At 69.2% G+C, this 26,718-nt stretch carries 23 protein-coding genes; 13 read left to right on the forward strand and 10 right to left on the reverse strand.

Annotation, left to right across the window (positions count from 1 at the left end; translation table 11 throughout):
- Positions 1-6: 6 nt before the first annotated feature.
- Positions 7-2,763, reverse strand: coding sequence for a response regulator (locus tag FM069_RS07495; RefSeq protein WP_143487671.1), 2,757 nt, complete (start codon positions 2,761-2,763; stop codon positions 7-9).
- 253 nt (positions 2,764-3,016) lie between these two features.
- Here FM069_RS07495 and cysM point away from each other — a divergent pair, with 253 nt between their 5' ends.
- From cysM to mazG, 4 genes are all read left to right on the forward strand, one after another.
- Complete coding sequence (gene cysM / locus FM069_RS07500; RefSeq protein ID WP_143487672.1) at positions 3,017-3,922, forward strand: cysteine synthase CysM; 906 nt, start codon at positions 3,017-3,019, stop codon at positions 3,920-3,922.
- 70 nt (positions 3,923-3,992) lie between these two features.
- Entirely contained in the window at positions 3,993-5,345 is a 1,353-nt protein-coding gene (rlmD, locus tag FM069_RS07505; protein WP_143487673.1) for a 23S rRNA (uracil(1939)-C(5))-methyltransferase RlmD, read from the forward strand.
- 134 nt (positions 5,346-5,479) lie between these two features.
- Complete coding sequence (gene relA, locus FM069_RS07510) at positions 5,480-7,723, forward strand: GTP diphosphokinase (protein WP_143487674.1); 2,244 nt, start codon at positions 5,480-5,482, stop codon at positions 7,721-7,723.
- Positions 7,724-7,778: 55 nt separating this feature from the next.
- Positions 7,779-8,609 (forward strand): nucleoside triphosphate pyrophosphohydrolase, encoded by an 831-nt coding sequence (mazG, locus tag FM069_RS07515; RefSeq protein WP_143487675.1) that lies wholly within the window; start codon positions 7,779-7,781, stop codon positions 8,607-8,609.
- 3 nt (positions 8,610-8,612) lie between these two features.
- Here mazG and FM069_RS07520 read toward each other — a convergent pair whose 3' ends face one another.
- Entirely contained in the window at positions 8,613-9,548 is a 936-nt protein-coding gene (locus tag FM069_RS07520) for an aspartyl/asparaginyl beta-hydroxylase domain-containing protein (RefSeq protein WP_143487676.1), read from the reverse strand.
- Positions 9,549-9,710: 162 nt separating this feature from the next.
- On the opposite strand from FM069_RS07520, the gene FM069_RS07525 reads away from it, so the two are divergent.
- On the forward strand, positions 9,711-10,250 hold the full coding sequence (locus tag FM069_RS07525; RefSeq protein WP_143487677.1) for a DUF2058 domain-containing protein: 540 nt from the start codon (positions 9,711-9,713) through the stop codon (positions 10,248-10,250).
- A 60-nt stretch (positions 10,251-10,310) separates the two neighbouring features.
- On the opposite strand, the gene FM069_RS07530 is transcribed toward FM069_RS07525, so the two are convergent.
- From FM069_RS07530 to purM, 3 genes are read right to left on the reverse strand one after another with little or no spacing between them, the layout of a single operon-like run.
- A complete protein-coding gene (locus FM069_RS07530) occupies positions 10,311-11,036 on the reverse strand; it encodes a DUF3108 domain-containing protein (protein WP_143487678.1) in 726 nt (241 codons plus the stop codon).
- A gap of 11 nt (positions 11,037-11,047) precedes the next feature.
- Positions 11,048-11,698 (reverse strand): phosphoribosylglycinamide formyltransferase, encoded by a 651-nt coding sequence (gene purN / locus FM069_RS07535; protein ID WP_143487679.1) that lies wholly within the window; start codon positions 11,696-11,698, stop codon positions 11,048-11,050.
- Entirely contained in the window at positions 11,698-12,759 is a 1,062-nt protein-coding gene (gene purM, locus FM069_RS07540; protein ID WP_178106689.1) for a phosphoribosylformylglycinamidine cyclo-ligase, read from the reverse strand. The genes purN and purM overlap by 1 nt, the downstream gene beginning before the upstream one ends.
- Positions 12,760-12,941: 182 nt before the next feature.
- Here purM and FM069_RS07545 point away from each other — a divergent pair, with 182 nt between their 5' ends.
- Positions 12,942-13,961: a DUF2066 domain-containing protein gene (locus FM069_RS07545; protein WP_143487681.1), complete on the forward strand. Its 1,020-nt coding sequence runs from the start codon at positions 12,942-12,944 to the stop codon at positions 13,959-13,961.
- Positions 13,962-14,003: 42 nt separating this feature from the next.
- Positions 14,004-15,122, forward strand: a complete 1,119-nt coding sequence (locus FM069_RS07550) for an AI-2E family transporter (RefSeq protein WP_143487682.1) — start codon at positions 14,004-14,006, stop codon at positions 15,120-15,122.
- A 3-nt stretch (positions 15,123-15,125) separates the two neighbouring features.
- Here FM069_RS07550 and gap read toward each other — a convergent pair whose 3' ends face one another.
- A complete protein-coding gene (gene gap / locus FM069_RS07555; RefSeq protein WP_143487683.1) occupies positions 15,126-16,130 on the reverse strand; it encodes a type I glyceraldehyde-3-phosphate dehydrogenase in 1,005 nt (334 codons plus the stop codon).
- 118 nt (positions 16,131-16,248) lie between these two features.
- Here gap and edd point away from each other — a divergent pair, with 118 nt between their 5' ends.
- From edd to FM069_RS07570, 3 genes are all read left to right on the forward strand, one after another.
- Positions 16,249-18,075, forward strand: a complete 1,827-nt coding sequence (gene edd / locus FM069_RS07560; RefSeq protein WP_143487684.1) for a phosphogluconate dehydratase — start codon at positions 16,249-16,251, stop codon at positions 18,073-18,075.
- A gap of 76 nt (positions 18,076-18,151) precedes the next feature.
- On the forward strand, positions 18,152-19,150 hold the full coding sequence (locus FM069_RS07565; RefSeq protein ID WP_143487685.1) for a glucokinase: 999 nt from the start codon (positions 18,152-18,154) through the stop codon (positions 19,148-19,150).
- A 192-nt stretch (positions 19,151-19,342) separates the two neighbouring features.
- Positions 19,343-20,134, forward strand: a complete 792-nt coding sequence (locus FM069_RS07570; protein WP_407681566.1) for an aldose epimerase family protein — start codon at positions 19,343-19,345, stop codon at positions 20,132-20,134.
- A gap of 70 nt (positions 20,135-20,204) precedes the next feature.
- Here the strand turns inward: FM069_RS07570 and hexR are convergent, their stop codons facing one another.
- Complete coding sequence (gene hexR, locus FM069_RS07575; protein ID WP_143487686.1) at positions 20,205-21,062, reverse strand: transcriptional regulator HexR; 858 nt, start codon at positions 21,060-21,062, stop codon at positions 20,205-20,207.
- Positions 21,063-21,243: 181 nt separating this feature from the next.
- Between hexR and zwf the strand changes: the two genes are divergently transcribed.
- From zwf to FM069_RS07590, 3 genes are read left to right on the forward strand one after another with little or no spacing between them, the layout of a single operon-like run.
- Complete coding sequence (zwf, locus tag FM069_RS07580) at positions 21,244-22,716, forward strand: glucose-6-phosphate dehydrogenase (protein ID WP_143487687.1); 1,473 nt, start codon at positions 21,244-21,246, stop codon at positions 22,714-22,716.
- Positions 22,703-23,440 (forward strand): 6-phosphogluconolactonase, encoded by a 738-nt coding sequence (gene pgl / locus FM069_RS07585; protein WP_143487688.1) that lies wholly within the window; start codon positions 22,703-22,705, stop codon positions 23,438-23,440. The genes zwf and pgl overlap by 14 nt, the downstream gene beginning before the upstream one ends.
- A complete protein-coding gene (locus FM069_RS07590; protein WP_143487689.1) occupies positions 23,437-24,096 on the forward strand; it encodes a bifunctional 4-hydroxy-2-oxoglutarate aldolase/2-dehydro-3-deoxy-phosphogluconate aldolase in 660 nt (219 codons plus the stop codon). The genes pgl and FM069_RS07590 overlap by 4 nt, the downstream gene beginning before the upstream one ends.
- Before the next feature lie 49 nt (positions 24,097-24,145).
- Here the strand turns inward: FM069_RS07590 and modC are convergent, their stop codons facing one another.
- The 3 genes from modC to modA are packed head-to-tail and all read right to left on the reverse strand — an operon-like array spanning position 24,146 to position 26,674.
- Positions 24,146-25,231: a molybdenum ABC transporter ATP-binding protein gene (modC, locus tag FM069_RS07595; RefSeq protein WP_143487690.1), complete on the reverse strand. Its 1,086-nt coding sequence runs from the start codon at positions 25,229-25,231 to the stop codon at positions 24,146-24,148.
- Between the two features lies 1 nt (position 25,232).
- Positions 25,233-25,913 (reverse strand): molybdate ABC transporter permease subunit, encoded by a 681-nt coding sequence (gene modB, locus FM069_RS07600; RefSeq protein WP_143487691.1) that lies wholly within the window; start codon positions 25,911-25,913, stop codon positions 25,233-25,235.
- A 5-nt stretch (positions 25,914-25,918) separates the two neighbouring features.
- Positions 25,919-26,674 (reverse strand): molybdate ABC transporter substrate-binding protein, encoded by a 756-nt coding sequence (gene modA / locus FM069_RS07605; protein WP_143487692.1) that lies wholly within the window; start codon positions 26,672-26,674, stop codon positions 25,919-25,921.
- Between the last annotated feature and the right edge of the window lie 44 nt (positions 26,675-26,718).

Below are 26,718 nucleotides of genomic sequence, written 5' to 3' on the forward strand. Positions count from 1 at the left end.
CGCCGTTCAGGCCGCCGAGGCGCGGGCCTGCTCGGCCAGGCGCAGGATGGCCGCATCCAGGTCATCGAGGGCGCGTCCGGCGCCCGGGTCTTCCTGCTTGAGCAGGGTCTCGCTGCGCTGGCAGGCGGCCCGCAGCTGCGGCACGCCGCAATAGCGGGTGGCGCCGTGCAGGCGGTGGACGCGCTCGATCAGCGCCACCCGGTCCTCGCCGTCCCGGGCCTGGCGGATCGCCTCGCGGTCGCTGTCCAGGGAGGCCAGCAGCATGTTCAACATGTCCGCGGCCAGGTCCGGCTTGCCGGCCGCCAGGCGCAGGCCCTCGTCGGCGTCCAGCACGCTCAGCTCCGGCGCTGGCGGGGCCTCCGGGGCGCGCTCCTGGCCCTGCTGGTGCAGGGACAGCCCCGTCCACTTGAGCACCACCTGGGCCAGTTGGCGTTCATTGATGGGCTTGGTGAGGTAGTCGTCCATGCCGCTCTGCAGCAGGGCGCGCTTCTCGTTGGCCAGAGCGTGGGCGGTGAGGGCGACGATGGGGACCGGTTCCTTTTCCTGGCGCTCTTCCCACTGGCGGATCGCCTCGGTGGCCTGGCGCCCGTCCATGCCGGGCATCTGCACGTCCATCAGCACCAGGTCGAAACGCTCTTCCTGCACCACTTCCAGGGCCCTGTGGCCGCTATCCACCGCCAGCACCTGGGCGCCCATGTCCCCCAGTAGGGTCTGCACCAGCAGCAGGTTGGCCGGGTTGTCGTCCACGCACAGCAGGCGCGGCGCCCGGCTGCTGGTGACCAGGGGCGCGGGGTCGGGCCTGGGCAGGCGCGGGCTGATCAGGTCGGCCAGGGCCCGCTGCAACTTGCGGGTGCAGACCGGCTTGGACTGCAACTGGCTGTTGCCGTCCGGCAGCACGCCATGGAACATCGACTGCTCGGTGGTAGGGCACAGCACCAGGCACTTGCAGCCGAGCCGGTCCAGGTCCCAGATGCGCTCCCGCAGGCTTTCCGGCGGCTGGTCCTGTGTGGTGACGCCCAGTACCGCCAGGTCGATGGGCCGGCCGCTGTGGCGGGCGCCGGTCACCGCATCCAGCAGGCCTTCCAGGCTCGCCGCCTGGAGCACCTCCAGGCCGCAGTCTTCCAATTGGTGCTGCAGGGACTGGCGCGCCAGCTCGTGTTTTTCCAGCAGAGCCACGCGCCGGCCCGTGAGTGGCGCCCGCGGCAGGTCGTCGGCGTCGTCCCGGGCCCGGGGTAGCGTCACGCTGATCCAGAACTCCGAGCCTTCCCCCGGCGTGCTGGACACGCCGATCTCGCCGCCCATCTGCTCGATCAGGCGCTTGGAGATGACCAGCCCCAGCCCGGTGCCGCCGGCCTGCCGCGACAGCGAGTTGTCCGCCTGGCTGAAGGCCTGGAACAGCGCCCGCAGGTCTTCGTCGCTCAGGCCGATGCCGCTGTCCTGCACGCTGATGCGCAGGGCCGCGCGGCCGTCGTTGCTCTCGTCTTCCAGCATGGCGCGCACGGCGATGGTGCCTTCGCGGGTGAACTTGATGGCGTTGCTCACCAGGTTGGTCAGCACCTGCTTCAGGCGCAGCGGGTCGCCCACCAACTGCAGCGGGGTGTCGCGGTAGATCAGGCTGACCAGCTCCAGCTGCTTGTCGTGGGCGGCCGGGGCGAGGATGGTGAGGGTTTCCTGGATCAGGTCGCGCAGGTTGAACGGGATGCTTTCCAGCACCAGCTTGCCGGCCTCGATCTTCGAGAAGTCGAGGATTTCGTTGATGATGCCCAGCAGGCTGTCGGCGGACTTGCCGATGGTGGACAGGTAGTCCTGCTGGCGCGGACTCAGCTCGCTCTTCATCAGCAGGTTGGTGAAGCCGAGGATGCCGTTGAGGGGCGTACGGATTTCGTGGCTCATGTTGGCGAGGAATTCCGACTTCACCCGACTCGCTTCCAGGGCCTCCTTGCGTGCCAGGTCCAGCTCGATGTTCTGGATCTCGATGGTCTCCAGGTTCTGCCGCACGTCTTCGGTGGCCTGGTCGATGTTGTGTTGCAGTTCTTCCTGGGCGCTCTGCAGCGCCTCGGCCATGCGGTTGATGCCGCTGGCGACTTCGTCCAGTTCGTGGCTGCCCAGGGCCGGCAGGCGGGTTTCCAGGCGGCCCTCTTTCAACTGCGCCACGCCCAGCTTGATCTGCCACAGCGGTTCGTTGATGGAGCGGGCCATGCGCACCGCCAGCAGCGCCGTGACCGCCAGCCCCGTGGCGATCAGCAGCAGGCTGGCGAACAGGCTGCGGTAGCCCCGCAGCAGGGTGCCCTGGTGGGACAGCTCCAGTTCCACCCAACCCAGCAGTTGGTCGGCGTCGGAATCGTCGTCCAGGGACAGGGAGCGATGGCGGCCGAATACCGGCAGCAGGAAGCGCGTGGCGTCGGCGCTGCTGATCAGGGCGACGTGGTTGCCGTCCCCGCTGGGGACCTGGTTGAGCATGCTCGGCCCGGCGTAGGAGAGGCGCCGCCGCTCGGTGTCGAGGAAGCTCACCGCGCGTACGTCCGGCTGGTCCAGGGCTCGGTTGGCGATGCGCTCCAGCAGCACGCCGTCCTTGCTGGCGAGGGACGGCGCGGCCAGGGGCGCCAGCTGTTCGGCGATCATCTCGCCGCGCTGCAGCAGCTGGGTCTGCATGTCGCTCAGCTGCATCCAGGTGAAGTAACCGCCCAGGACCAGCGCCAGTAGGGTGGTGGGCAACAGGGTGAGAAGCAGCACGCGGCCCTTGATGCCGAGATCCTGGAACACTGGCGCTTCTCCTTGCCCTGTAAAGATGTCCGCAGTGTAACCATTCGTCGAAGGTGAGTCGCCGCGCCGTTGGCTTTCCGGGAACCGGCCGTCGCCACGGGGCGAAATACCGGCGCTGCAGTCGTCTCCGCCGTCGTTTCGCCGGTCCGTTATTTCCTTATGAAATAAGCAGACAACGCGATGCAATATGGACCCGCCGGGTTTGCCGGTATCATGGGCGCCCTTTTTCAGTCGCCCGGATCGTGAGCCCACCATGACCCTGCAGTATCCGACCATCGCCGACTGCATCGGCAACACGCCGCTGGTGCGCCTGCAACGCCTGCCCGGCGACACGTCCAACACCCTGCTGGTGAAGCTGGAGGGCAACAACCCGGCCGGCTCGGTGAAGGACCGCCCGGCCCTGTCGATGATCACCCGGGCCGAAAACCGCGGGGCGATCCAGCCCGGCGACACCCTGATCGAGGCGACTTCCGGGAACACCGGGATCGCCCTGGCCATGGCGGCGGCCATCAAGGGCTACCGCATGGTGCTGATCATGCCGGACAACATGAGCGCCGAGCGCAAGGCGGCGATGACCGCCTACGGCGCCGAGCTGATCGTGGTGAGCAAGGACGAGGGCATGGAGGGTGCTCGGGACCTGGCGCTGTCCATGCAGTCCAGCGGCCAGGGCAAGGTGCTCGACCAGTTCGCCAACGGCGACAACCCGGAAGCCCACTACCACGGCACTGGCCCGGAGATCTGGCGCCAGACCGGCGGCAGCGTCACCCATTTCGTCAGCTCCATGGGCACCACCGGCACCATCATGGGGGTGTCGCGTTACCTCAAGGAGCAGAACCCGGCGATCCAGATCGTCGGCCTGCAGCCCCAGGAAGGCGCCGCGATCCCCGGCATCCGTCGCTGGCCCCAGGAGTACCTGCCGAGCATCTACCAGGCCGAGCGGGTGGACCGGGTCATCGACATGGCCCAGCGCGAGGCCGAAGACACCATGCGCCGGCTGGCCCGTGAGGAAGGCATCTTCTGCGGCGTGTCCTCCGGCGGCGCGGTGGCGGCGATGCTGCGGCTGTCCCGGGAGGTGGAAAACGCGGTGATGGTGGCAATCATCTGCGACCGCGGCGACCGCTACCTGTCCACCGGGATCTACGATCAGCCCGAGGATTGAAACCGGGCGTCCGAGGACGCCCGTCGACCGCTCCCCGCGCGGGAGCCGCTTCACATGAGTGTTCGCATCGATGGCCAAACGTAACGCCGGGCTGCGCTTCCAGCCCAGTGGCGGCGCCCGCGCTCCCGCGCTTCCCGTGGGCAAGAAGCAGGTGCTGTCGGTCGAGCGCCTGGCGCCGGACGGCCGCGGCATTGCCCACGAGGGCGGCCGCACCTGGTTTGTCGCTGGCGCCCTGCCGGGCGAGCGGGTCGAGGCCCGGGTGCTGGGCGCCCGCGCCCAGGTGGTGGAGGCGCGCCTCGAACGCCTGCTGGAAGCCCGCGAGCCCCGCCGTCCCGAGCCCTGCCGGCATGCCCGGGTCTGCGGCGGCTGCACCCTGCAGCACCTGCCCCACGCCGACCAACTGGCCCTGAAGCAGCAGAGCCTGGCCGACCAACTCGCCCGGGTCGCCCGGCTGGAGCCCGACGAGTGGGCTGCGCCCCTGAGCGGGCCGGAATTCGGCTACCGGCGCCGCGCCCGCCTGGCGGTGCGCTGGGATGCCAAGGCGAACCGCCTGGACGTGGGGTTCCGCGCCGCCGCCAGCCAGGCCATCGTCTCCATTGAAGAATGCCCGGTGCTGGTACGTCCCTTGCAAACACTGGCCGAAGCGTTACCGGCGGTGTTGCGCAGCCTGGACAAGCCCCAGGCCGTGGGCCACGTCGAGCTGTTCGACGGCGATGCCCAGGCCGTGCTGCTGCGGCATACCGCGCCCCTGGGGACGGCGGACCTGGACCGGCTGCGGGCCTTCTGCGCGGCGCATGACGCCCAGCTCTGGCTGCAGGGTACCGGCGAGCCGGCAGCCGACCGGCCCGGCACGCGCTTGGGCTACTTTTTGGGAACGCTGTCGCTGCAATACCGGCCCGGTGATTTCGTGCAGGTGAACGCCGGGATCAACCAGGCGATGGTGGAGCAGGCGCTGGCCTGGCTGGCGGTCCAGCCCGGCGAGCGGGTGCTGGACCTGTTCTGCGGCCTGGGCAATTTCGCCCTGCCGCTGGCGCGGGAAGCCCGCGAGGTGGTGGCGGTGGAGGGCGTGGACACGATGGTGGCGAGGGCCCGGGAGAACGCTGCGGCGAACGGCCTGGGCAACCTGCACTTTTACCAGGCCGACCTGTCGAAGGCGCTTGCCGAAATGCCCTGGGCTGCCGGCGGCTTCGACGCGGTGCTGCTGGACCCGCCCCGGGACGGTGCTTTCGAGGTGGTGCAACAGATGGAACGGCTGGGCGCGCAGCGGGTGCTGTACGTGTCCTGCAACCCGGCGACCCTGGCCCGGGACGCCGCGGAACTGGTGCGGCAGGGCTTTCGCCTGGTGCGTGCGGGACTGCTCGACATGTTCCCGCAGACGGCCCATGCCGAAGCCATGGCCTTGTTCGTGCGCCGGGCGGGTTGACCCGACCGGCGAGTGACACATTCGGTGTCACAAGGGTGCAAGGGAATCGCGCCCTCTGATGTCAATCCGACCGGCCCGGAGAAGGCTGGCGTACGTTCGGCATGTCTGGCGCATGCCGTAGGGAAGGTGTTCAGATGGTACAGGTGAGAGCGAACCAGCCGGTCAACCACGACGGCAGCATCAACCTCGACGCGTGGCTCGACCACGTCTGCGGCCTCGACCCGGTGCTCGACCGGGCGGCGCTCAGGGAGGCGTGCGAATTCGCCCGCGAAGCCGAGCAGCCGGACAACCCGGCGCAGCATGCCTGGGTCGAGGGCGGCAGCAGCTTCCACTTCGGGCTGGAAATCGCCGAGATCCTCGCCGACCTCAAGCTCGACCAGGATTCCCTGGTGGCCGCGGTGGTATACCGCGGCGTGCGCGAGGGCAAGATTCCCCTGGCCACGGTGCAGCAGCGCTTCGGCCCGGTGGTGGCCAAGCTGGTGGAGGGCGTGCTGCGCATGGCCGCCATCAGCACCAGCCTGAGCCCGCGGCAGACCCTGGTGCTGGGCACCCAGGTGCAGGTGGAGAACCTGCGCAAGATGCTGGTGGCGATGGTCGACGACGTGCGGGTGGCGCTGATCAAGCTGGCCGAGCGCACCTCCGCGATCCGCGCGGTGAAGAATGCCGACGACGAGAAGCGCCACCGGGTCGCCCGGGAAGTGTTCGACATCTACGCGCCCCTGGCCCACCGGCTGGGCATCGGCCACATCAAGTGGGAGCTGGAGGACCTGTCCTTCCGCTACCTGGAGCCGGACCAGTACAAGCAGATCGCCAAGCTGCTGCACGAGCGCCGCCTGGACCGCGAGCAGTACATCGCCACGGTCATGCAGCAGCTGCGCGACGAACTCACCGCCACCGGCATCAAGGCCGACATCAGCGGCCGCGCCAAGCACATCTATTCCATCTGGCGGAAGATGCAGCGCAAGGGCCTGGAATTCAGCCAGATCTACGACGTGCGCGCGGTGCGCGTGCTGGTGCCGGAGGTGCGGGATTGCTACACCGCTCTGGGCATCGTGCACACCCTGTGGCGGCACATCCCCAAGGAATTCGACGACTACATCGCCAACCCCAAGGAAAACGGCTACCGCTCCCTGCACACCGCGGTGATCGGCCCCGACGGCAAGGTGCTGGAGGTGCAGATCCGCACCTATTCCATGCACGAGGAGGCCGAGCTGGGGGTCTGCGCCCACTGGCGCTACAAGGGCACCGACGTCAAGGCCAGCTCCAACCACTACGAAGAGAAGATTTCCTGGCTGCGCCAGGTCCTCGAATGGCACGAGGAGCTGGGCGACATCGGCGGCCTGGCCGACCAGTTGCGGGTCGACATAGAGCCCGACCGGGTTTATGTGTTCACTCCCGATGGCCACGCCATCGACCTGCCCAAGGGGGCGACGCCCCTGGACTTCGCCTACCGGGTCCATACCGAGATCGGCCACAACTGCCGGGGTGCCAAGATCAACGGGCGCATCGTGCCCCTCAACTACAGCCTGCAGACCGGCGAGCAGGTGGAGATCATCACCGGCAAGCAGGGCGCCCCCAGCCGCGACTGGCTCAACCCCAACCTGGGCTACATCACCACGTCCCGTGCCCGGGCGAAGATCGTCCACTGGTTCAAGCTGCAGGCCCGGGACCAGAACGTCGCCGCCGGCAAGGCCATGCTGGAGCGCGAACTGGCGCGCCTGGCGTTGCCGCCGGTGGACTTCGAGAAGGTCGCGGAGAAGGCCAACTACAAGACCGCCGACGACATGTTCGCCGCCCTCGGCGCCGGCGACCTGCGCCTGGCCCATGTGGTGGGCTACGCCCAGTCCCTGGTGGAGCCGGAGCGCGGCAACGAGCAGTTGGAGCTGATCCCGCGCAAGCCCAGCAAGGTCGGCCATGGCAAGCGCGGCGACATCCAGATCCAGGGCGTCGGCAACCTGCTCACGCAGATGGCCGGCTGCTGCCAGCCGCTGCCCGGCGATCCCATCGTCGGCTACATCACTCAGGGCCGCGGCGTCAGCATCCACCGCCAGGACTGCGCCTCGGTGCTGCAGCTGGAGGCCCGCGAGCCGGAACGGATCATCCAGGTGAACTGGGGACCGGTGCCGGTGCAGACCTACCCGGTGGACATCGTCGTCCGCGCCTTCGATCGCTCCGGTCTGCTGCGGGACGTTTCCCAGGTGTTGCTCAACGACCGGATCAACGTCCTGGCGGTCAACACCCGGTCCAACAAGGACGACAACACCGCCTCGATGCTGCTGACCATCGAGATTCCCGGCCTCGACGCCCTCGGCCGCCTGCTGGCGCGCATCGCCCAGTTGCCCAATGTCATCGAAGCGCGGCGCAACCGCGCCGCCTGACCGTCTCCCGCCGGGCACCCCCGTGCCCGGCGCCTTCCTTCCACAGGACCTCGCCATGTACCGACTCGACGACCTCCTGCACCTGATGGCGCGCTTGCGCGACCCGCAGCACGGCTGTCCCTGGGACCTCAAGCAGGACTACGCCAGCATCGTCCCCCATACCCTGGAAGAGGCCTACGAGGTCGCCGATGCCATCGAGCGGGGCGACTTCGACCACCTGCCCGGCGAGCTGGGCGACCTGCTGTTCCAGGTCGTCTACTACAGCCAGCTGGCCCGGGAGGAGGGGCGCTTCGAGTTCGCCACGGTGGTGGACGCCATCACCCGCAAGCTGGTCCGCCGCCATCCCCACGTATTCCCCGACGGCGACCTGTACGGCGCCCCGGATGCCCCGCGCCTGGACGAGGCAGCGGTGAAGCGGCGCTGGGAGGACCTGAAGGCGGAGGAGCGGGCGGAAAAGGCGGCGGCCCCGGAGCAGTTGTCGCTGCTGGACGACGTGCCCACCGCGCTGCCGGCCCTGAGTCGCGCGGCGAAGCTGCAGAAACGCGCCGCCCAGGTCGGCTTCGACTGGCCGGACGCCCTGCCGGTGGTGGACGCGGTGCGCGGGGAGTTGGAAGAGGTGCTGGAGGCGATGAGCCGCAATCACCAGGCGGACATCGAAGACGAAGTGGGCGACCTGCTGTTCGTCGTGGTGAACCTGGCACGCCACCTGGCGGTGGAGCCAGAGGCAGCGCTGCGGGCCGCCAGCCGCAAGTTCGAGCGGCGCTTCCGCTTCATCGAGGACAGCCTGCGGCGCGAGGGTCGGGCCGTGGAGCGTTGCGAACTGGACGAACTGGAGGCCCTGTGGGTCGAGGCGAAGCGCCAGGAGCGCGGCGCCCCGACCTGCTGAGGCTCAGCGAACGATCCACCAGCCGAGCAGGGTCAGCAGGGCGACCGCCAGGATGGGCTTGAGGATTTTGTAGGCCCGGGGCGAGCGCCGCTTGAAACGCTTCACCTGGCTGCCGATCAGGTTGCCGAAGCGCTTGAAGCCGCCGTAGGCCCGGTTGATCGCGCCGACCCGTTCGCCCTCGACGTTCTGCGGCGCGGTGGCCCGGCCCAGCACGCCACTGATCCAGCGGTTGATCGTGCGAATCGGCTCCGGCAGCGGCCGCTCCACGTCGCAGAACAGGATGACCCGGGTCACCTCGGTCTCGTTCTTCACCCAGTGCACGTAGGTCTCGTCGAACATCACGTCCTCGCCGTCGCGCCAGGCGTAGGGCTGGCCATCCACGTAGATGCGGCAGGCGTCGGAGTTGGGGGTGGCGAGGCCCAGGTGATAGCGCAGCGAGCCGGCGAAGGGGTCGCGGTGGGGGTTCAGGTGACCGGGGCCGGGCAGCAGGGTGAACATCGCGCCCTTCACCCGGGGGATCTGCTCCAGCAGCGCCACGGTCTTCGGGCACAGGCGCTGGGCCGAGGGCAGTGCGCCGTCGTACCAGGTCAGGTAGAACCGTTTCCAGCCTTTCTTGAAGAACGAACCGAAGCCCGCCTCGTTGTCGTGCAGCGCCGCGCGGATGTAGCCCTCGTCGAACAACTGCATGGCCTCGTCGCGGATGGTTTCCCAGTTGTCGCGCAGCAGGTCCAGCTCGGGAAAGTCACGGCGCTCCAGGTACGGCCGGGACGGCGTGGCGGAGAACAGGTACATCAGCGAGTTGTAGGGCGCGAACAGCGCCGAGTAGTTCACCAGCTGGCGCAGGAACGGCAGGCGGGCGCGCCCGCGCAGGTGCACGAACAGCACGCTGGCGACGAACAGCCCGACGAGGGAAAGCTTGGCGGCGAGTGAAGCGGTCATGGGGCTACCGAGGGTGGTGCGGGAGGAGGCGAAGTGTCGCCGCCAGGGGCCGGGATGTCCACCGGGTCTTGCGCATCGACGGCGCAAGCCGGAGGATGGTCGACCGTCGACGAACCCGATTCGACGAACCCCTCACCCTGGATGCCGGATGATTCGTTAACGATGAGCATGTCATTGCGCGACCAGCTGCTGAAAGCCGGCCTGGTCAACGAGAAGCAGGCCAAGCAGGCCACCAAGCAGAAACAGAAGCAGCAGCGCCTGGAGCACAAGAACCAGGTGGAGAAGGACGATACCCAGCGCCAGGCCGCCTTGCAGGCGCGCGCGGAAAAGGCCGCGCGGGACCAGGAGCTGAATCGCCAGCAGCAGGAAAAGGCCGACCAGAAGGCGCGGATCGCCCAGGTCAAGCAACTGATCGAGAGCAGCCGCCTGCCGAAGCTGACCACCGAGGACTACTACAACTTCGTCGACGAGAAGAAGGTCAAGCGCCTCTCGGTGAACGCCCTGATGCGCGACAAATTGAGCCGCGGCTCCCTGGCCATCGTGCGCCATGGCGGCGGCTACGAGGTCATCCCGCGCGATGCGGCGCTGAAGATCCAGGAACGCGACCCGCGTCGCGTGGTGCTGCTCAACACCTCCACCGAAGAGCCGGATGCCGACGACCCCTACGCCGCCTACAAGGTCCCCGACGACCTCATGTGGTAAGCCGCTGATCGCAGACGAAAAAAAGCCGGGCTAGCCCGGCTTTTTTCATGAGGGGTGGGATCAGGAGGCGGCGCCCACCACCTTCCTGCCGCCCACCGTGCCCTCCTTGAGCATGATCTGGTACTCCTTGCCGTCCTTCTCCACCTGGTGCAGGCGCACCAGCAGGAAGTCCCAGTCCTTGGCGAACCACAGCACGGTCTTGCGGGAGCTCTGGGTCGGGTCGCGGACCCGCTCCACCTTGATGGCGTCCACGGTGCCGGCCTGGGTGTCGACCCGCTCCTCGCCGAGGACGCGGAAGTCGTAGGTCTCGATGTCTTCGCCGTCGATCACCTGGTAGCTCATGCTCTTCTTGCCGGCGGCCACGTCGTGCTGCAGGGCCATCTGGTAGGTAGACTTGTCCAGCAGGCCGCGGTTGAGCAGTTGCCGCACCGGTTCGCCGCGGTCATTGCCGATGACTTGCTTCTGGCTCCAGTCGAAGTCCAGCTCGACCTGCTTGCCCTTGCCCAGGCCATTGCGGTTGAGGCGGTAGTTCTGCGGCAGGAAGACGCCTTTCTCCATGCGGAAGCTGCTCACTTCGCTGAGGCTGGCCACCAGCATGGAGGCTTCGAAATCCAGCTGCCAGCGCCCGTCGTCGAGCTTCTTCAGGCTGCGGCCGGCGGTGCCGCTGAACGGCACCTGCTTCCAGTCCGCGGTGTAGCTGGCGGTGAAGGGTTTGGGCTCGGCCGGTTCCGCTGCCACCACGGGCAGGGCGAAGCAGGCGAGGAGCAAGAGCAAGGCACGACGCATTGGCGAGTCTCCTAATGACGAATCGACCGGCCGCTGGCCGGTAGCGGTTCACCGTCCAGTTCGGCACCGGCGACGCCGAGGCGCAAGCGGCCTTCGGCGAACCAGCGCACGGCCAGCGGATAGATGAGGTGTTCCTGCACGTGAACGCGTTGGGCGAGGCTTTCCGGGGTGTCGTCCGGCCGGACCGGGATCACCGCCTGTACGACCAAGGGCCCCCCATCGAGTTCCTCGGTGACGAAGTGCACGCTGCAGCCGTGTTCGGCCTCGCCTGCCTCCAGCACGCGCTGGTGGGTGTGCAGGCCCTTGTGCTTGGGCAGCAACGACGGATGGATGTTCAGCAGGCGGCCTTCGTAGTGGCGGACGAAGCCGGCGCTGAGGATGCGCATGAAGCCGGCCAGCACCACCAGGTCGGCGCCGCGGGCGTCGATGGCCTGGATCAGCGCCGCATCGAAGGCCTCGCGGCCCTCGTAGGCCTTGTGGTCCAGCACCACGGTCTCGATGCCGGCCTGTTCAGCGCGGCGCAGGCCGTAGGCATCGGCACGGTTGGAGAGCACGGCCGTGATGCGGGCGGGCACGTCGCCGGTGCCGATGCTGTCCATCAGCGCCTGCAGGTTGCTGCCGCCGCCGGAGATCAGCACCACCACATTGCAGGGTGTCGCCATCAGCGGCCTTTCAGGTTGTTCAGCACGACGCGCGGCGCGTCGTCGGCGGCCTCGCCGATGCGACCGATCACCCAAGGCTGCTCGCCTGCTTCGCGCAGGGCCTGGAGCGCCGCCTCGACGTCCTGCTGGGCGACGCAGATGACCATGCCGACACCGCAGTTGAGCACGCGGTGCATCTCGTGCTCGTCGACGTTGCCCTGGGCCTGCAGCCAGTCGAACACCGCCGGGCGCTCCCAGCTGGCCACGTCGATCAGCGCCTGGGCGCCGTCGGGCAGCACGCGCGGGATGTTGTCCAGCAGGCCGCCGCCGGTGATGTGGGCCATGGCCTTGACCGCGCCGGTGCGCTTGATCAGCTGCAGCAGCGGCTTGACGTAGATGCGGGTCGGCGCCATCAGCAGGTCTGTCAGTTTCTTGCCATCCAGGTCGGTGGCTTCGATGTCGGCACCAGACACCTCGATGATCTTGCGGATCAGCGAGTAGCCGTTGGAGTGGGGGCCGGAGGAGGGCAGGGCGATCAGGGCGTCGCCGGCCACCACTTTCGAACCGTCGATGATCTCGGCCTTTTCCACCACGCCGACGCAGAAGCCGGCCAGGTCGTAGTCCTCGCCCTCGTACATGCCGGGCATCTCGGCGGTCTCGCCGCCCACCAGGGAGCAGCCGGCCAGCTCGCAGCCGGCGCCGATCCCGGTGACCACGGTGGCGGCCACGTCGACGTTGAGCTTGCCGGTGGCGTAGTAGTCGAGGAAGAACAGCGGCTCGGCGCCGCACACCACCAGGTCGTTGACGCACATGGCCACCAGGTCCTGGCCGATGCTGTCGTGTTTGTTCAGGTTCAGGGCCAGGCGCAGCTTGGTGCCGACCCCGTCGGTGCCGGAGACCAGCACCGGCTGCTTGTAGCCGGCGGGAATCTCGCAGAGGGCGCCGAACCCGCCCAGCCCGCCCATCACCTCGGGGCGCGCGGTGCGCTTGGCCACGCCCTTGATGCGCTCGACCAGCGCTTCGCCGGCGTCGATGTCGACACCGGCGTCCTTGTAGCTGAGGGAGGGTTGCTTGCTCATGATCCAGGCCCTTGAAGGAAAGTCGGGTCGGCGGCGTGTCCGCCGGTCTGCGAAGGCGGCGGATTTTATCAGGCTTGCCGGTGAGCGGCCATCGCGGCGGCCCCGGCCCATGGGCGTTCGGTTGCCGCCTGCCGGGCGGCTGTTTAAGGTATAAGCCTTTTTCGCCGTCGAACTGCGAGAGTCCCATGCGCGCCATCGCCCGCCTGCTTGTCCTGAGCCTGTCGCTGTCCAGCCTGTCGGCCCTGGCCGAGAACGTCACCACCCTCTACCAGGTGCGCGAGCCCGTCTCCAGCCAACAGCCCGAGGCCCGCGACCAGGGCCTGGCGCGTGCCCTCGACGCGCTGCTGGTGCGTCTGACCGGCGACCGCAAGGCGGCGGAGAACCCGGCCCTGGCCGGGTTGCGCAAGGACCCCCAGCAGGTCATCGGCCAGTACGCCTACGAGGGCGACGCCCTGGTGGTGGAGTTCGACCCGGTCAGCACCGACCGCAGCCTGCGCCAGGCCGGGCTGCCGCTGTGGGGCGCCAACCGCCCGAGCCTGCTGGTCTGGTGGCTCAACGAGAACGCCGACGGCGCCACCCTGGTGGGCGATGGCCAGGAGGCCGGCGGCGCGCTGCGCACGGCGGGCGATTACCGTGGCCTGCCGCTGCGGCTGCCGCTGGCGGACCTCAGCGAACAACTGGTGGCGACCCCCGAGGCCCTGGAAGCCGCCCAGCCGGACGCCTTGCGGCCGGTCTCCGAGCGCTATGCCGCGGATGCCCTGTTGGCGGTCCATGCCCGCGAGGAAAACGGTGCCTGGCACGCCCAATGGCGGCTGTGGCTGGGGGAAAGTGCCGAGCAGGGCAGCGCCGAGGGCGCCAACCCGGCGGCCGTGGCGGATGCAGTGATGCTGGCAGTGGCCGAGCGGCTGGCGCCGCGTTTCGTCACCGCGCCAGGCGCCGGCAGCGACCTCACCGTGGAGGTGCAGGGCGTCGACCTGAGCCGCTACGCCGAGCTGGAGCGTCTGCTGACCCCCTTGGGTGGGCGCCTGCTGCAGGTGGACGGCGACCGCCTGCGCTACCGGGTTACCGCCACCGTCGAACAGCTGCGCGCGCAGCTGGCCCTGGCGCACCTGCAGGAGGTCACCGGCGAGCCGGCACCCGCCCCCGCCGAGGGCCAGCCCGCTCCGGCTCCGGCCGCCAACGACGGGGTGCTGCGCTTCCGCTGAAGCCAGCCTCCGCCCCCGCCCCTTTTTTCGAGGACGCGCTCCATGTCCGATTCCCGTCGTTGGCTGTGGCTGGCCGGCCTGCTGTTCGCCGGCTGGCTGATCTACCTGATCTCGCCGATCCTCTCGCCGTTCCTGGTGGCGATGCTGCTGGCCTACCTGGGCGACCCGCTGGTGGACCGCCTGGAGCGCGCCGGCCTGTCCCGCACCTGGGGCGTGGTGGCGGTGTTCGCCCTGTTCACCGCGCTCTGGCTGGTCCTGCTGGTGGTGCTGGTGCCGATGCTCGGCAAGCAGTTGGTGAAGCTCTACCAGATGCTGCCGCAGATGCTGGACTGGCTGCAGCACGTGGCGCTGCCCTGGGTGCAGGCCCGCTTCGGCCTGGCCGAGGGGTTCTGGCGCTTCGACCGGCTCAAGACCGCGCTGTCCTCCCACCTGGACCAGACCACCGACATCGTCAGCGTGGTGCTCAGCCAGGCCACGGCCTCGGGGCTGGCCCTGCTGGCGTGGCTGGGCAACCTGCTGCTGATCCCGGTGGTGTGCTTTTACCTGCTGCGGGACTGGGACCTGATGATGGCCAAGCTGCAGGGCCTGCTGCCGCGCAGCCGCGAGCAGCAGGTAGTGGGGCTGGCCGGGGAATGCCACGAGGTGCTGGGGGCGTTCATCCGTGGCCAGTTGCTGGTGATGCTGGCCCTGGGGGCGATCTATGCGGTGGGGCTGATGGTCGTCGGCCTCGACCTGGGGTTGCTGATCGGCGTGCTGGCGGGGCTGGCGAGCATCGTGCCCTACATGGGCTTCGTGGTGGGATTCGGCTCGGCCATCGTTGCGGTGCTGTTCCAGCATGGCGGCTTCGAACTGTACCCGATGCTGGGGGTGATGGCGGTGTTCGGCGTCGGCCAGGCCCTGGAAGGCATGCTGCTGACCCCGCTGCTGGTGGGCGACCGCATCGGCCTGCACCCGGTGGCGGTGATCTTCGCCGTGCTGGCCGGCGGCCAGCTGTTCGGTTTCACCGGCGTATTGCTGGCGCTGCCGGTGGCGGCAGTGATCATGGTGCTGCTGCGCCATGTCCACGCCCTGTACAAGCGTTCCGACACCTACGCCGCGGGCGCCGTCGTCGAGCCGGTGACGGTCATCCCGTCCCCGCCGCCCGACGATCCGGCGTCCTGACGATCAGGGCGCGGCGTTCCACCAGGCCAGGCTGGTGTCCAGCATGCGCCAGGAGAACGCCCACTCGTTGTCGTACCAGGCCATGACCTTGACCATCCGGCCGCTGACCTTGGTGTGGTTGGCGTCGAAGATGGACGAGCGAGGGTCGTGGTTGAAATCGCAGGACACCAGGGGCGCGTCGTTGTAGCCGAAGGTGGCCGAACCCTCGGTGGCGGCGCGGAACAGCTGGTTGACCTCTTCGACGCTGGTATCGCGCTGCACCAGCACCGTCAGGTCCACCAAGGACACGTTGATCAGCGGCACCCGCACCGCCAGGCCGGTGAGTTTACCCGCCAGGTCCGGCAGCACCAGACCCACCGCTTCGGCCGCGCCGGTCTTGGTGGGGATCATCGACTGGGTCGCCGAGCGTGCCCGGTAGATGTCCTTGTGGTAGACGTCCGACAGGTTCTGGTCGTTGGTGTAGGCGTGGATGGTGGTCATCAGCCCGCTCTCGATGCCCAGTTCCCGCTGCAGCACCTGGACCACCGGTGCCAGGCAGTTGGTGGTGCAGGAGGCGTTGGAGACGACCTGCTGGGACTGGCGCAGCACGTCGTCGTTGACCCCGTAGACCACCGTGGCATCGGCGCCCTTGCCGGGGGCCGAGATCAGCACCTTCTTCGCACCCGCCTGCAGGTGGGCGGCCGCCTTGTCGCGCTGGGTGAAACGTCCGGTGCACTCCAGGACGATATCGACGTCTAGACTTTTCCAGGGCAGTTGCGCGGGGTCCTGCTCGGCGGTGATGGCGATGCGCGTGCCATCGACCCACAGCGCCTCCTCGTCATGGCGCACCTCGGCGGGGAAGATGCCGTGGACGCTGTCGTATTTCAGGAGGTGGGCATTGATCCGCGCGTCGCCGAGGTCGTTGATGGCGACGATCTCCAGCTGGTCGCGCTGGGGATGCTCGTGCAGGGCGCGCAGGACGTTGCGACCGACCCGGCCGAAGCCGTTGATGGCGAGACGAATGGCCATGAAGACGTTCCTTTGTTGGTTACCATAACTATTTGTCGGTAAGCATGGGCTATCTACCGAGGTTTTGTCTGAATTTTTTGTTATAAAAACTACATCCACTCCGTCCGTGAGAATAGCCATGAATCCGCGAGTCCTCGAAGTCACCCGTCGCATCCAGCTCCGCAGCGAGGCGACCCGGCAGCGCTACCTGGAGCTAGTGCAGGCTGCCGGCAGCCGGGGCCCGCACCGTGGCACGCTGCCCTGTGGCAACTTCGCCCACGGTGTCGCCGGCTGCGGCGAGGGCGACAAGCAGCGCCTGCGGCTGATGAACCAGGCCAATCTGGGCATCGTCTCGGCCTACAACGACATGCTGTCCGCCCACCAGCCCTACGAGCGCTTCCCCGCGGTGATCAAGGCGGCGGCCCACGAGATGGGCTGCACCGCCCAGTTCGCCGGCGGTGTGCCGGCCATGTGCGACGGTGTGACCCAGGGCGAGCCGGGCATGGAGCTGTCCCTGGCGAGCCGCGACGTGATCGCCATGGGCACCGCCATCGCCCTGTCCCACAACATGTTCGACGCCGCGCTGTGCCTGGGCATCTGCGACAAGATCGTCCCCGGTCTGCTGATCGGCGCGCTGCGCTTCGGCCACCTGCCGATCGTCTTCGTCCCCGGCGGGCCGATGCCCACCGGGCTCTCCAACAAGGAAAAGGCCGCCGTGCGCCAGCGCTTCGCCGAGGGAAAAGCCAGCCGCGAGGAACTGCTTGAGTCGGAGATGAAGTCCTACCACAGCCCCGGCACCTGCACCTTCTACGGCACGGCGAACACCAACCAGATGCTGATGGAAGTGATGGGCCTGCACCTGCCGGGGGCCTCCTTCGTCAACCCGGACCTGCCCCTGCGGGACGAACTGACCCGCGAGGCGACCCGCCAGCTGTGCCGCTCGACGCCGGAGAACGGCGAGTACCGGCCCCTGGCGGAGATCGTCGACGAGCGGGCCCTGGTCAACGCCGTGGTGATGCTGCTGGCCACCGGCGGCTCCACCAATCACACCCTGCACTGGGTAGCGGTGGCCCAGTCCGCCGGCATCCAGCTCACCTGGCAGGACATGGCCGACCTGTCGGCGGTGGTGCCGACCCTGGCGCGCATCTACCCCAACGGCCAGGCCGACATCAACCAGTTCCAGGCCGCCGGCGGCACCGCCTACCTGATCCGCCAGTTGCTGGAGGGCGAACTGCTCCACGAGGACGTCAACACCGTGGTGGGGCGCGGCCTGCACCGCTACACCCAGGAGCCCGTGCTGCAGGACGGCCAACTGGCCTGGCGCGACGGCCCGGTGGGCAGCCTCGACGAGGCCATCCTGCGACCGGTGTCCAACCCGTTCTCTCACGAGGGTGGCCTGCGGGTGATGGAAGGCAACCTTGGCCGGGGCGTGATGAAGGTGTCGGCGGTGGCGCCGGAGCACCAGGTGGTGGAGGCGCCGGCCCGGGTCTTCCACGACCAGACGCAGCTGGCGGAGGCATTCAAGGCCGGCGAGCTGGAGCGGGACTTCGTCGCCGTGGTGCGCTTCCAGGGGCCCGCCGCCAACGGCATGCCGGAACTGCACAAGCTGACGCCCTTCCTCGGCGTGCTGCAGGACCGTGGCTTCAAGGTGGCACTGGTCACCGACGGGCGCATGTCCGGCGCGTCCGGTAAGGTGCCCTCGGCCATCCACCTCAGCCCCGAGGCCCTCAAGGGCGGCCCGCTGGCGCGGATTCGCGACGGCGACCGGGTGCGGGTCGACGGGGTGAAGGGCGAGCTGAAGGTGCTGGTGGACCCGGCGGAATGGGAGGCCCGTATCCCGGCCGCGCCGCCGACCGACCCGGGCATCGGCTTCGGCCGCGAGCTGTTCGCCTTCATGCGCGGTGCCATGAGCAGCGCGGAAGAGGGCGCCTGCAGCTTCAGCGCCACATTGAACGCCTTGCGCTGATCCGCGCTCAACATGCCAGGACCGGCGCGACGCCCCGTCGCGGCCGGGCGGCCTCCCCGAACCCGCGATCCGATCCATGAACGAAGACCCCGTTGCAGCCCCGCCCACCGGGGTGACCCTGGTAGGCGACATCGGCGGTACCAATGCCCGCTTCGCCCTGTGGCGCGACGAGCGCCCCCAGGCCGTGCAGGTGCTGGCCTGCGCCGACTACGCCCGCCCCGAGCAGGCGGTGCTGGACTACCTGCAGCGCACCGGCGTGCCGGTCTCCGCGGTAAGCGCGGTATGCCTGGCCTGCGCCGGCCCGGTGGGCGCCGCGGACTTCCGCTTCACCAACAACCACTGGACCATCAACCGCCAGGCCTTCTGCGCCGAGCTGGGCCTGCGTCACCTGCTGCTGGTCAACGACTTCACCACCATGGCCTGGGCCGCCTCGCGCCTGGGGCCCGAACACTTGGTTCAGGTGCGCCCCGGGATCGCCCAGCCGGATCGCGCTCGGCTGATCATCGGGCCGGGCACCGGCCTAGGGGTCGGGGCCCTGCTGCCCCTGGAGGCGGGCCGCTGGGCGGTGCTGCCCTGCGAGGGCGGCCACGTGGACCTGCCGGTGACCAGTGAACGGGACTTTCTGCTCTGGCAGGCACTGCGCGAGCGGCACGGCCACGTCTCCGCCGAGCGGGTGCTGTGCGGCAGCGGCCTGCAGACCCTCTACGAGCTGAGCTGCGCGCTGGACGGTACGCCGCCCCGCGCCACCCGCGCGGAGGACGTAGGGGCCCTGGCGCTGGCCGGCGATGCCCAGGCAGACGCCGTGCTGGAGCACTTCTTCCACTGGCTGGCGCGGGTGGCCGGCAACGCGGTGCTGACCCTCGGCGCCCTGGGCGGGGTGTACGTCACCGGCGGGATCGTGCCGCGCTTCCTGGAGCGCTTCCAGCGCAGCGGTTTTGCCGAGGCCTTCGCCGCCCGCGGCAAGACCAGCGGCGCCTACCTGGCCGAGGTGCCGGTGTGGGTAATGACGGCCGAGCATCCGGGGTTGTACGGCGCTGGCATCGCCCTGGAGCAGGCGCTGGCGCGGCACGCCTGAGCGGCATCTTGGCGTAGCGGTGGCCGCCAGTGCCGTTTCGGTGGACAATCCGGCCTTTCCACCGGTGTGCGCCCTGCACCCGCCGACCCGCAGGCTTCCATGATCGACGACCCGTCCGCCCGGACGCGCAGACGCGCCGGCCTCGCCCCGTCCAGCGTGCATGACCATCCGTTGCAGCGCTTCTTCCACGCCATGGGCGGCAAGCGCCCGTTCGACTGGGTGCGCTTCCAGCGCCGCGACCTGCTGTTGATCGACCATCCCCTGTGCCAGGCGGTGTTCAGCCGCCAGGGCGCGCAGCTCCTGCACTTCCAGCCCCAGGGCGAGCGTCCGCTGCTCTGGTGCGCCGGGCAATGGCCCAGTTCGGTGGCGATCCGCGGCGGCGTGGTGGTCTGCTGGCCCTGGTTCGACAGCCATCCCCTCGATCGCCAGGCACCCCGGCATGGCTGGGCGCGGCTACTGGAATGGCGCCTGGCGGACCTCCACGCCGACGACTTCAAGGTGGCGCTGACCTGGCAGCTGGACCTGGAGGACTGGCACCTGCGCCTCGACGTGCGCCTGGGCCGCGGCTTCGAGCTGGACCTGTGCAGCTACCACGAGGAAGACGGCGACTGCCTGTTCAGTTGCGCCTTGCAGCCCTACTGGCGGGTCGGCGCCCTGAGCCGCACGTCGCTACAAGGCGTGGACCTGAGCGCCGGGCATCCCCTGGCCAGCCCTTGGCGGCCCAGCGGGGCGGCCAAGCAGGTGATCCACCAGCCCGGTTCGCTGATCCTGGAAGACGGCGGCTGGCAGCGGCGCCTGCGCATCGACAAGACCGGCGGGGCCAGCACCCTGGTCTGGCACCCGGGCAGCCGGGCCCTGGATCAGCTGGAGAGCGGCGACGCCGAGCGCTTCCTTTGCGTGGGCGCCGCGGCCTACCGGCCCGGCGGCCTGAGCGTCGCGCCCGGCGAACGGGTGCGTCTGGGGCTGCGGGCGGCGTTGAGTTAGTCGGGATCGTCGACGGGGTGGGGCGGGCGGCCTTCGCTGGGACCAGACGCATTGCGCCCGCTACATGGCCTCAGGCCGGCTCGTCTGGTGGGTAGCGGGTCGGCAGCAGGCTTTCTTTGATCTTGCGCAGGTGGGGCTGGTGGTCCACGCCACGGCGCAGGGTCACGCCGGCGGCCAGCACGTCCAGCAGGGCGAGCTGGACGATCCGAGAACTCATGGGCATGTAGAGGTCGGTGTCTTCCCTCAGGGGCAGATCCAGGCACAGGGTGCTGGCCTTGGCCAGGGGGGAATTGGCGACGCTCATGGCCAGCACCGAGGCGCCGTTCTCCCGGGCCAGGCGCGCCACGTCCACCAGGTCGCGGGTGCGGCCGGTGTAGGAAATCATCACAAACAGGTCGCCGGTATGGGCGGCGGCCGCCAGCATGCGTTGCATCAGCACGTCGCTCTGGGCGCTGGCGGCCAGGTTGAAGCGGAAGAACTTGTGCTGGGCGTCCAGGGCCACCGCGGCGGAGGCGCCGAGGCCGCAGAAGTGCACCTGGCGCGCCTGGCTCAGCAGGTCCACCGCCCGCTCGATGCGTTGGGGTGCGATCACCTGGCGTGCGCTGTCCAGGGCGGCGATGGTGCTGCTGAAGATCTTCCGTGTGTAGGCCTCGGCGCTGTCGTCGGGCTCCACCGCCTGGCTGACGTAGGCCGCGCCGCTGGCCAGGCTCTGGGCCAGCTGGATCTTCAGTTCCGGGTAACCGCTGACGCCGAAGGCCCGGCAGAAGCGGTTCACCGTCGGCTCGCTGACCTGGGCCGCCTGGGCCAGGGCAGCGATGCTCAGGCGGGTGGCCTGCTGCGGCCGGGCGAGGATCACTTCGGCCACCTTGCGCTCGGCTTTGTTCATCTGTTCCAGGCGCGCCTGGATCTGTTCCAGCAGGTTATTCATCGTTTCCTCGGCAGGTACGGCTCGGCCCGCCCTGGACAGAAACGGCGGCGGGCTATCCTAACGTCATGGCCCGGACGGACCAACCTCGTGATTCAGGCAGTAATGTTGTTTTTTTACTACATTTTTGCCTTAATCGATGGCGAGAAGAGCCGATGACTCTCCCTCTATTGTTGGTAACTATATGCCCAATCTGTTCATAGCGCCTTGTGTGCTTGCCCTGTTCGGCGCGTCCGGCGACCTCGCGCTGCGCAAGCTGATTCCCGCCCTGTACCGCCTGGAGAGCGCCCGCCTGCTTCACGCCGATACCCGCATCCTGGCCCTGGCCCGGGAGGAGGGGATGGACGCCGAGGCCCACTTCGCGCTGATCGAGACGCGCCTGCAGGAGCACCTGGCCAGCGAGGAATGGGCGCCCGACGTGTGGGAGCGCTTCCGCGGCCGGCTGGCCTTCCTGAGCTTCGATTTCAGCCAGGCGGACGCCTACCGCACCCTGAGCGACCTGGCCGCCGGCGACCTGCCCCTGGTGGCGTACTTCGCCACGCCCGCCTCGGTGTACGGCGCCATCTGCCAGCACCTGGTGGACGCTGGCCTCGGCGACCGTACCCGGGTGGTGCTGGAGAAGCCCATCGGCCACGACCTGGAGTCGTCGCGGTTGATCAACGATGCCGTGGCCTGTTGCTTCCCGGAGAGCCGCATCTACCGCATTGACCATTACCTGGGCAAGGAGACGGTGCAGAACCTCATCGCCCTGCGCTTCGCCAACAGCCTGTTCGAGACCCAGTGGAACCAGAACCACATCAGCCACGTGGAGATCACCGTGGCGGAAAAGGTGGGGATCGAGGGCCGCTGGGGCTATTTCGACCAGGCCGGCCAGCTCCGCGACATGGTGCAGAACCATTTGCTGCAACTGCTCTGCCTGATCGCCATGGACCCACCCAGCGACCTGGTGGCGGACAGCATCCGCGACGAGAAAGTGAAGGTGCTCAAGGCCCTCGAACCGATCTCCTCCGAACAGCTCGCCGCCCGGGTGGTGCGCGGCCAATACAGTGCCGGCTACAGCAACGGCAAGGCGGTGCCCGGTTACCTGGAGGAAGCCAAGGCCAACCGCGCCAGCACCACCGAGACCTTCGTCGCCCTGCGGGTGGACATTCGCAACTGGCGCTGGGCCGGGGTGCCGTTCTACCTGCGCACCGGCAAGCGCATGCCGCAGAAGCTTTCGCAGATCATCGTCCACTTCAAGGAACCTCCCCACTACCTGTTCGCGCCGGAACAGCGGCCGTTGCTGAGCAACCGGCTGATCATCCGCCTGCAGCCGGACGAAGGCATCACCCTGCATGTGATGACCAAGGACCAGGGGCTGGGCAAGGGCATGCGGCTGCGCACCGTGCCGCTGCTGCTGAATTTCTCCGAGACCTTCCACACCGAGCGGGTGCCGGACGCCTACGAGCGCCTGTTGCTGGAGGTGATGCAGGGCAATCAGAACCTGTTCGTGCGCCGCGACGAGGTGGAGCACGCCTGGAAATGGTGCGACCAGCTGAGCGCCGGTTGGGAGCAACTGGGCGATGCGCCGCGGGCCTACCCGGCCGGCAGCTGGGGGCCGGGCGCCGCGGTGGCGCTGATCGCCCGGGACGGAAGGAGCTGGTATGACGATCTCTGAGCCGGCATTGCCCACCGGGGTGGCCTGGCAGGACTATCCGGGACCTGACCAACAGGCTGCGCAGCTGGCCGAGCGGGTCGCGCGGGAACTGGACGAGGCGCTCGCCCGCCAGGGCCAGGCGTGCCTGCTGGTCTCCGGCGGGCGCAGCCCGGTGGCGTTCTTCGAGGCGCTGGCGGGGCAGCCGCTCGACTGGTCGAGGGTGCGCATCGGCCTGGTGGACGAGCGCTGGGTGCCCGAGGACCAGGCGGAAAGCAACGCCGGCCTGGTGCGCCGGCACCTGCTGCAGGGAGTGGCCTCCCGGGCCACCTTCCACGGGCTGTACCGCGCGGCGGGCAGCCTGGAGGCGGCGGCCGGCGTGGTCGAGGCCGACTTGGCAGGCTTGCCCGCTCCGGACGTGGTGGTGCTGGGCATGGGCACCGACGGCCACACCGCCTCACTGTTCCCTGGCACCCCCGGCCTGGCCGAGGCCCTGGCCGAAGAGGGCTCCCGGCGTTGCGTGGCCATGTGGGCGCCCCAGGTACCCCATGCCCGCCTGAGCCTGACCCGTGCGTTTCTCGCCCGCGCGCCGCGCATGCACCTGGCCCTGGAGGGCCAGGCCAAGCGCGACGTACTGGCCGCCGCCCTGGCCGGTGGCGACCCGTTGCGCTGGCCGATCCTGGCGTTCCTGCGGCCGCCGCTCACGATCCACTGGTGCCCGTCGGCACAGGAGGTAGCGCCATCATGACCCCCGAGCAGACCGTTGCGCGGATCGACGAACTCGGCACCCGCGCGCGCATCCTCCCGGTGATCACCATTCCCCGGGATGCCGACGTGCTGCCCCTGGCCGACGCCCTGGCGGCCGGTGGCCTACGGACCCTGGAAGTCACCCTGCGCGGGCCCCACGGGCTCGGCGCCATCCGCCAGCTGCGGGCACAGCGACCGGGCCTGTGCGTCGGCGTCGGCACGGTGCTGGACCCGCAGACCTGGGCCCAGGCGGTGGATGCGGGTGCGCAGTTCATCGTGACCCCCGGGTGCACCGAGGAACTGCTGCGCCTCGGCCTGGACAGCCCGGTGCCGCTGCTGCCGGGGGTGGCCAACGCGTCCGACATCATGCTCGCCTACCGCTTCGGCTATCGCCGCTTCAAGCTGTTTCCAGCCAGCGTCTGCGGGGGCGCCGAGGCCTTGAGGGCCTTTTCCGGCCCCTTCGCCGACGCGCGGTTCTGCCCCACAGGCGGGGTAGGGCCGGGCAACCTCAAGGACTACCTGGCCCTGGACAACGTGATGTGCGTCGGAGGCAGCTGGATGCTGCCGGCGGATGCCCTGGCCCATGGCGACTGGGCCCGGGTCGAACGCCTGAGCGCCGAGGCGCTGCGCCTGGTGGACGAGGCCCGATCGGGCTGAATGCGTCCGGGCCGGCAGTGTGTCGAGCGGGCGGGGCCGGCTATCGCGGTCAAGCCAGTACCGCCACCGCTTTCACCTGGGCCCACAGGGCTTTCCCCGGGTGCACCTCCAGCCGGTCCCGGGAGTAGCGGGTGATCCGGGCCAGCAGGGGCGTCCCGGCGGCATCCAGGCGGACCAGCACATGGGCAGGCTGCTCCGCCGGCGCTTCGTCCACCACCCGCACCGGCAGGCGGTTGAGGATGCTGGTATCCCGCGGCTCCTCCAGGCTCAGGCTGACGTCCCGGGCCAGCACCCGGCAACGCAGCGGGCGCCCCGGCGCCATCGCGTCATGGGCCACCTTCAGGTGCAGCGCGCCCGGCAGCTCCAGCCGCAGCAGCCCGTAGTCGGCGTCATGGGCACCGGCGCGGCCTTCCACCACCACCCCGGCATCCGCGTCCAGCGCCAGGGACAGGTCCAGGCGGGCCAGGGTGTCCTGCAGGGGGCCGCTGGCGATCACCCGTCCCGCTTCCAGCACCACCAGGTGGTCCGCCAGCCGTGCCACTTCGTCCGGCGCGTGGCTGACGTAGAGAACCGGGATGTCCAGCTCGTCGTGCAGGCGCTCCAGGTACGGCAGGATGTCCTGCTTGCGCCGGTGGTCCAGGGCCGCCAGGGGTTCGTCCATCAACAGCACCCGGGGCGCGCTGAGCAGGGCGCGGGCGATGCCCACCCGCTGGCGCTCGCCGCCGGACAGGTGCGCCGGCCGCCGCTCCAGCAGGGCGCCGAGCCCCAGCAGTTCGACCGCCTGCTCCAGGCCGACCCGGCGCTGGGCCGCGGCGACGCGCTTGAAGCCGTACAGCAGGTTGCCGCGCACGTCGAGGTGCTCGAACAGCCGGGCGTCCTGGAACACGTAGCCCAGGGGCCGGCGGTGAGCCGGTACGAAAAGGCCACGGCCATCGTCCTGCCAGGTCTCCCCACCCACCTGGAGGACGCCGCGGCAGCCGCGCTCCAGGCCGGCGACGCAGCGCAGCCAGGTGGTCTTGCCGGAGCCCGAGGCGCCGAACAGCGCGGTGACGCCGCGGCCCGGCAGGCGCAGCTCGGTGTCCAGGGAGAAACCGGGGTAGGCGACCCGCAGCCGGGCCTCGATGACGTCGCTCATCTCAGCTCCAGCGCGGGCGGTGCTGCCGGCGGCCATACAGCGCCAGCAGGATCAGGAAGGAGAACAGCAGCATGCCGCCGGCGAGCCAGTGGGCCTGGGCGTACTCCATGGCCTCCACGTGGTCGAACAGCTGCACCGAGACCACCCGGGTCTTGCCGGGGATGTTGCCGCCGATCATCAGTACCACGCCGAACTCCCCCACGGTGTGGGCGAAGCCGAGGATGGCCGCGGTGACCACGCCGGGTCGCGCCAGGGGCAGCACCACGCTGAAGAACCGGTCCCACGGGCTGGCGCGCAGGGTAGCCGCGGCCTCCAGCGGCCCGTCGCCCACCGCCTCGAAGGCATTCTGCAGGGGCTGCACCACGAACGGCAGGGAGTACACCAGGGAGCCCACCACCAGGCCGGCGAAGCTGAAGGGCAGGGTGCCCAGGCCGAGGGCCTGGGTCAGCCCGCCGATGGCGCCGTTGGGCCCCATGCTCAGCAGCAGGTAGAAGCCGATCACCGTCGGGGGCAGCACCAGGGGCAGGGCCACCACCGCGCCGACCACCCCCTTCAGCCGGGAGCGGGTACGCGCCAGCCACCAGGCCAGCGGCATCCCCAGCAGCAACAGCAGGAGTGTGGTGAGGGTGGCCAGCTCCAGGGTCAGGCGGATGGCCGTGAGGTCAGCGGCGGACAGCGGCATGCCGGTCAGTGGGCGTAGCCGAAGCGTTCGATCAGGGCCGTGGCCTCGGGGCTCTTGAGGTAGTCCACCAGGGCCTGGGCGGCCTTGTTGTCCTTGCCTTTGTCGAGGATCACCGCGTCCTGGCGGATCGGCTCGTGGAGCGAGGACGGGACGATCCAGGCGGAGCCGTCGGTGACCTTGCCGTCCTTGTAGATCTGCGACAAAGCGACGAAGCCCAGTTCGGCGTTGCCGGTGGAAACGAACTGATAGGCCTGAGTGATGTTCTGCCCTTCCACCAGTTTTCCGGCCAGCGCCTGGGTCAGGCCCAGCTTGTCCATCACCTGGGTGGCGGCCAGGCCGTAGGGCGCGGTCTTCGGGTTGGCGATGGACAGGTGCTGGAAGCCGCCCTTCTTCAAGACATCGCCCTTGTCGTCCACGTAGCCGGGTTTCGCCGACCACAGGGCGAGGGTGCCGATGGCATAGGTGAAGCGCGAGCCGGCAACGGTCTTGCCTTCCTGCTCCAGCTTGGCCGGGGTGGTGTCGTCGGCGGAGAGGAACACCTCGAAGGGCGCGCCGTTCTGGATCTGCGCGTAGAACTGGCCGGTGGCGCCGTAGGCGGCCACCACGGTGTGGCCGGTCTTCTTCTGGAAGCCTTCGGCGATGGCCTGCATGGGCGCGGTGAAGTTGGCGGCGACCGCCACCTGGACGTCATCGGCGCGAACGCCCTGGGCAGTGGCGAAGGCACTGGCGAGGGCCAGCAGGGAAAGAAGGCGACGGCTCATCGGGCAACTCCTGGTGAAAGACCACCGGCTGGTGGCGCTATGGC

The sequence above is a fragment of the Pseudomonas mangiferae genome, assembly GCF_007109405.1.
GTDB lineage: Bacteria > Pseudomonadota > Gammaproteobacteria > Pseudomonadales > Pseudomonadaceae > Pseudomonas_T > Pseudomonas_T mangiferae.